The organism is Baaleninema simplex PCC 7105 (assembly GCF_000332355.1).
Lineage (GTDB): Bacteria > Cyanobacteriota > Cyanobacteriia > Cyanobacteriales > Geitlerinemataceae > Baaleninema > Baaleninema simplex.
Genome location: NZ_KB235955.1, coordinates 21,736 through 27,735, shown reverse-complemented (window position 1 = coordinate 27,735; position 6,000 = coordinate 21,736). Strand labels below are relative to the sequence as shown.

The following is a 6,000-nucleotide window of genomic DNA, read 5'->3' as shown; positions in this document are numbered from 1 at the left end:
ATCTATCTGCGGCAAGAGTCCAAGCTCTACTTTGAAGTTAGCCTGTCTGTTCGATACGGTCGGGCGCGTCCTACGGAATCCTGTTGTGAAAACCTTGTTTTGCGGGCATCGTCGTCAAGTCCATGTACGCAAAGACTTGAATCGATTTTGGGCGATCGCTTTAAAAGGGGGTATGGGGTGCAGATTCCGTAGGACATCCTCACCACCCTGGAAGGACGGTGAGGATTTCAAGGATACTTGTTTGTTCGGTAGTTGCGCCGGCGCAACTGTCATTTTTCGCCAATTTGGAATATTCGATCGACCGTCACGTCCAGTTCGGGGAACAGCTTTGAGGAAATGGCATCGTTGTCGGTGTAGATCGTCTCCTCGTAGAACCCTTCCTCCAAGCACAACACCGTCACCTTGCGATCGCGGGCGTCCACGATCCAATATTCGGGAATCTCGATCGCGCCGTACTCGGAACGTTTGTAACGGTAGTCGTCCACAGACGAACTGGGGCTGACGATCTCGACGGCTAAGAACGGCGCAGTTTGAAACACGGCCGAGCGATCGAGAAGTTCCATCACAGCCTCCGTCGGTACTACGATTAAGTCTGGCAGGCGCGATTTCGCCAACCCCGTCCGAACTCCCGCACCCTGCAAGCAGGTCCAGGGGTGCTGTAGGCGTTTAATTTCATCCTTAAACGTTTCTTGTAAAAAGCCTGCGATTAAAAAATGCCGTCCTGTCGGCGGATTCATCAGGCGCAACTCTCCATTGACTAATTCGTAGCGTCGATCTGAATCGTCGAGCTGGCAATATTCTTCAAAACTCAACCGTCGGGTGTCTACTATAGCTGTCATGGCCGGATCTCCTCGATCGCCTGTATTGATTCTATCTTCAGCGGCCACTCCGACCGTTTGCGATTCTCAGGCCGATCTCTCAAAACCGTTCTGCCCAAGAATCGCCCGTGTCTCGATCGCTCCGTCGTTGTCGATCGCATGTCCCGTGACTTTCGACTTCGCTGGCGGATTACATATGGTGTTGGGAAACGTTCGCGGTGGCATTGAGCGTTCGCTCTCGCACTCTCACCACCAGCCAGCGAAAGTTACCTCTATACCCACCAGTTATCCACGTTGTCTCCAATCAAGTCGTATTCGAGCGTCACTTGATTGGCATACATCTGATTCGTTTGAGGAGAGTGTCCCACCAAGGCACTAAAAGCATCGACACTGGCTTCGGCAATTCGTACCTGACGAGCCCCGATGTGTCGGAAGTTGTGAGGAGACAGCGGATACTCTTTTCCAAACAATGCAAGCGTAGCACTTGCTACATGACGAGCGACAATCCCTGAAAGATGGCTTCTACAACCAGGTTCGTAACCTTCTAGCTCTTGGTCGTAAGGTAATCCGAAGTTTTTTGCATCGCGATGGCCCATCATAAGAAACGTGTGCTTACAGGCTCTTGCGTTGTCTCGAACCGTCTCCCAAGCATCTATGCGGCTTTGGATTGCGCTAAGTAAGGTAGAGCGATGGAATACGTATTTTTCCAGATTTTTGACCGGCTTTGGTAGTCGCCCCGCCCGAGCCAATTCGAGATTACAAGAGATTTGGTCGTGTTGCTTCAAGCTATAGCCGCGTCCAGCCAGCCATGTTTCCATAGTTTCCGTTGCTGCCAGAATTTTAGGTCGCCACTCGAAAATCCAACGATCTAAATCTGGAGTCAAGATTTGAGGTAGGGGGTAGTAGCGAGGTCGCTGGACAGTAGAAGATCGCTTGTGTTCGAGAAGTCGCACGGCATAGCGTTCGATACCGTCGCTATCCGTAACCCGCAAAAGCGTATCGCCGTAAATCAGCTTCCGCAATTCCTCCTGTCGAACGGGAGCGTAGGTTAGGAATTTCACCAGAAGGTGTACTTGGAACGCAAAACCCTGTGTGAAAAAAGGGCGTTTCGACCCACATGCTTTACGAGGCGCACAACATTGCCAAAGATAGTCTACCACCTCGCGAGTCTGCGCGTGAGTGAGATTGCGAGTTGCCCATTTCTCAGAATCGCGAGCGGGCTTAGTCGCACGGTACTCCCGTATATATTTGCGACATAAATCTGTCAAAGTTTTGACAAGAGGAACATCTGACCAGTCACCACGGCGACACGTAGGAAAGTGTTTCCACTTCACAAAAGTCAGCATAGCTTGTACCAGCTTTTGAGGTTCCCCTGGCGTACATCCCCGTTCCTCTATCAGCCAAGTGCCGTAATCTGCAACGATCGTAGGGTCGCTGAGCAAGGAAAAGGTGATTTCCGTCAGGGAATATTCCTCCACGTTGACAAGCCAACCCATATAGCGCTGTATCGCATCCACGTAGCTATTGAGAGTCGATCGCTTTAATTTCGGAAGTTCGGGGCGAGTAAACTCGTACCCTTCATCTCGAGCTAATTGCCGTCGGCGTTCCCGTTCGAGCCGGCGTTCTCGTGCGCTGAGATGCTTGGAACGTCCAAAAGGCTGAGGTTGAGGTTTTCGATCCGGAGATCCAGAAAGACGGAGCAAGCTTTGGTGCCATATCGCGATATCGGATTTGAGTTCGGAAGGGAACTTTTCCAGAGGGAAGTAGTAAAAATTGGAGATTAGGGGATTGTGCGATTGGCGACGCTTTCGCAGAGAGGGACTTGGGCGACTCGGCATACGATCTGGTAGAGGTTTTGGAAAGATTTCCGAAGCTCGAGGGTGCGTCTGCACGACTTTAAAGAAGCGTTGGAGAGCGAGGCGGTAGTTGCGTTTGGTGGCTGGTGAAATCGAACCTTCCGCAACTCGGCGATCGAACGAGCGATCGAATAACTCGAGAAACACAGATTTTTGAACGCGAGGGGCGGGAAAGCTCCGCAGATAGCGATTGAATTGTACCTGGTCTAAATCGGGGTTAAAATTAGGTGAAAACTCCGGCAAAACGTAGCGACGTAGAGCCGTATGTAAATTGCTTGTCAGTTTTGAAATATTCCGAAAGTCGGAAGTCTGTTCAGCAAAAAGAATTAGACTGCCGAGATTAATTTTTTTCGATTGCTTGTATTTGTTTGAAGTGTTTTGAATGTCAGGCATAATAGATCTCCTCGAAGTAATTGTAGTACGAAAAAAATTACATTTCTAGCAACAATGCAGGGTAATGTTCAGTAGAAATGCATTCCGTTATATCGCTATAACTATTGCTACTAGATTATTACGGCGATTTATTGCTATTTTTGTCTCGTACTCGTATGAGTACGGACGCATTGAGAGAGTGATTCGAGAATTAGAGTGCTGCTTTGGACATGAGTTAGTGCAATTAAGGGTTCCAGAAAAAATCAAAAAGCAAAATAGCCCCACCGGTGGAACACCAGTGAGGCTAAGCGCTTGGAAAATTTTGATTTAGCTATATTATAAACTACATTTTTGGACGATGACAAGTGTTAGATCTTCTTAAATTTTCCGTCGCGTGCTTGACTGATACGCGATATTAATAGTTGCTTATCGTCAAGATATAACGAATTCTAAAGATAGTTTTAGGGGTTTGAGTAGCAATGGAGCAGGAGCGTAAGCTAAGGCTGAACCCCTGGTATGGCAGTACTTCTAGCCCTCGAAATTAGTTGTATCTTTAGGAATCATCTTTAAGAGTCCATCGATCTCATCGAATTCAGGGTTTTCAGGGTCAAAGAATTCCCCTACCCATTCGCGCATTTTCTCATGCTCTGGATGCGTCGGGTCTCGGATCGTCTCTAGCAATTGCTGATAGTCCCAAGCTCCTCCACAGTCTTCAGGTGGACAGGCACGCTTGGCTTTAATGCAAATGGGATAGTCGATGTCAGCCTCAGCCTCAAGTACCTTCTCGACTAAGATGTCATGCTCCCAGCCATCCCCAAAGTCATAAAGATAGAGAAATTTGAACTTTTCCCCTGGAATGACAGTGCTTAACTTGACCGATTCTTCGTCCTGCATCTCCATATCGCCGAAACCCAATTCAGGCATAGGCTTCCCGTACTCTACCCCTTGAATCAAAAAAGAATGGAGATGGGCATTCATCCAGCCCATGGCAAGTTGAGCGACCCAGTGCAAATGCCCAAGGGTCGCATCACTATGTACCTGCACCCGTCGCCATATCGGTGGACGAATACCCTTTAAGGTGATTTTGAGCTGATAGATGGACTGAGCTTTCTTTCGAGGAGTCATTTTCGAGTGAGGGGGAGAGACATTCGGGTGGGCTTGACGGTAACGTTTGCTTTCAATCAGGAGCAATTGTCCGATAGGGAGTTCCCGCCTCTACCATCTGTATCACTTTTGGGGCCAACCAGTCTGACTGTTTAGATGTTCAAATGTCTAGATGTCTAACTACTGCCTAGAGATTGAGAACTATTAAATCTGCGGGGTGTGCCGTCCGCTCGCCCCCTCAAAAACATTTAGACATTTAGATGTTTAGATACCTCGACGATCTAGCCAGTCTTCGATGAGTTTGGCGACGATATCGCTCATGTCGCGTCCGTCTTCAATGGAGGCTGTTTTGAGTTTGCGGTGCAGTGTTTTGGGTAAGTAGAGCGTCGTTCGCTGATACTCGGCGTCTTTACTCTTGGCTAAAGGTTCTTCCGTTTGCTTGGGGGTCTCGTCGTCAGATTGACTACCTGTCGGTCGTTCGCTGCTGCGAACGCTTTTGAACAGGTTGTTAAAACGACTTTCCGATTGTGTTTTTTTCTGTGGACTCACGCTAGTATCTCCCGACCGACTTCGACGTAACAGTTCCAGGCGATGTTGGCCATACGGTCTTTCACTTGGTTGACGGGAACTCCTTCGAGGGACGCTTTTTGAAACGCCGCCAGACGGCGGATCTGCGCGTTGAAAATCGGCAGTCCTGCCTCTTCGATAGTCTGTCGAGCGTCGTCGCTAGCGGTCGAGGGTTTCGGCGGGACGATGGTTAACAGAATCCGATACTCTGTTTCGAGCGCCTGGAGCGATTCGACCATGTGCAACATGGCACTGAGGGCCATCGCGTCGGGCGTACAAGGCAACACCAGCAGGTCGCATCCTTCAGCGATAGTTTTGAGGTCTTGGGGTTCGGGACGGGCGGGCGTATCGATGACGATGCGATCGTATTGACGGGCGTACTTCACGGCTTGTTTTTCGTCGCACACCTTAAACGGTAGCTGTCCGCGCTGCGACCATTCCAATGCCGAACGGTTGAGGTCGCCATCGACGAGCAGCGTGGGGGCTTTGGTTTGAAAGTACGCGGCCAGATGGAGTGCCGTTGTGGTTTTGCCAACGCCACCTTTAAACGATGCCGTAGTGACAATCATTAATTAGGTTGAAGCTATATCGAACAGCTCGATCTTAGCAGATGTTTAGATGTTTGAGCGCTTGAATGTTTAAATGTCTATAGAGTCCCCCCTTTAATGCCCTTGGGTTTAAGGTTTTGGCGACAAGCTAAGTCTAGATGTTTAGATTTTCAAACATTCAAACATTTAATTACGATCTTCGCTTCCTACGATTGGCTCGAGGTCGACAGCGAGCCGGGCCAGCTCCCATGCTACGCCGACGGAAGAGCCACTGACGTTCGGCGTGCGACTCACCGAGGTCTGAGGATCTGCTCGGCGGTCAACTGAAGTTCGGGAAACGTCGGCGATTTCACGATCTCGCTCCCTCGAAACTGTCGGATGTCGTAGGCTCCGTCGTCTGCCAACGTACAGACGCTGAAGGTGGGACGTTTGGGATGTCCGATGAACTGTCGCCCTCCTTGAGCGTCGTAGTCGGCAATCCAGTATTCCGGAATGCCGAGGGCGGCGTAGTCTTCGACCTTACGAGCGTAGTCGTTCTGCCAGTTCGTACTGACGACTTCCACCACCAGTTTGACCGAACTGCCCAACGTGACGAGGGGTTCGCTTTGCCAGAGCGGTTCGCAGTCTAACGCCTCTTTATCGACGACGATGACATTGAGGCGCGAAATGCCGTTGCGGGTCTCAGCGGTTTGATGAGACAGCGAGCCGGGGTAAACCAGGTTGACACTCCCACGA

At 50.0% G+C, this 6,000-nt stretch carries 6 protein-coding genes; all 6 read right to left on the bottom strand.

Annotated elements, in window-relative coordinates; genetic code table 11:
- Positions 1-269: 269 nt before the first annotated feature.
- Entirely contained in the window at positions 270-839 is a 570-nt protein-coding gene (locus GEI7105_RS0100135; protein WP_026097314.1) for a Uma2 family endonuclease, read from the bottom strand.
- A 251-nt stretch (positions 840-1,090) separates the two neighbouring features.
- Positions 1,091-2,821 carry a site-specific integrase gene (locus GEI7105_RS0100130; RefSeq protein ID WP_144053603.1) on the bottom strand — a complete coding sequence of 577 codons (1,731 nt, stop codon included), beginning with the start codon at positions 2,819-2,821 and terminating at the stop codon, positions 1,091-1,093.
- A gap of 753 nt (positions 2,822-3,574) precedes the next feature.
- Complete coding sequence (locus GEI7105_RS0100125) at positions 3,575-4,171, bottom strand: plasmid pRiA4b ORF-3 family protein (RefSeq protein ID WP_017658451.1); 597 nt, start codon at positions 4,169-4,171, stop codon at positions 3,575-3,577.
- Positions 4,172-4,414: 243 nt separating this feature from the next.
- Positions 4,415-4,699, bottom strand: a complete 285-nt coding sequence (locus GEI7105_RS0100120) for a hypothetical protein (RefSeq protein ID WP_017658450.1) — start codon at positions 4,697-4,699, stop codon at positions 4,415-4,417.
- A complete protein-coding gene (locus GEI7105_RS0100115; protein WP_017658449.1) occupies positions 4,696-5,286 on the bottom strand; it encodes a ParA family protein in 591 nt (196 codons plus the stop codon). Before GEI7105_RS0100115 ends, GEI7105_RS0100120 begins: the two co-directional genes overlap by 4 nt.
- 269 nt (positions 5,287-5,555) lie before the next feature.
- Positions 5,556-5,852 (bottom strand): Uma2 family endonuclease, encoded by a 297-nt coding sequence (locus tag GEI7105_RS35720; RefSeq protein ID WP_051044099.1) that lies wholly within the window; start codon positions 5,850-5,852, stop codon positions 5,556-5,558.
- Between the last annotated feature and the right edge of the window lie 148 nt (positions 5,853-6,000).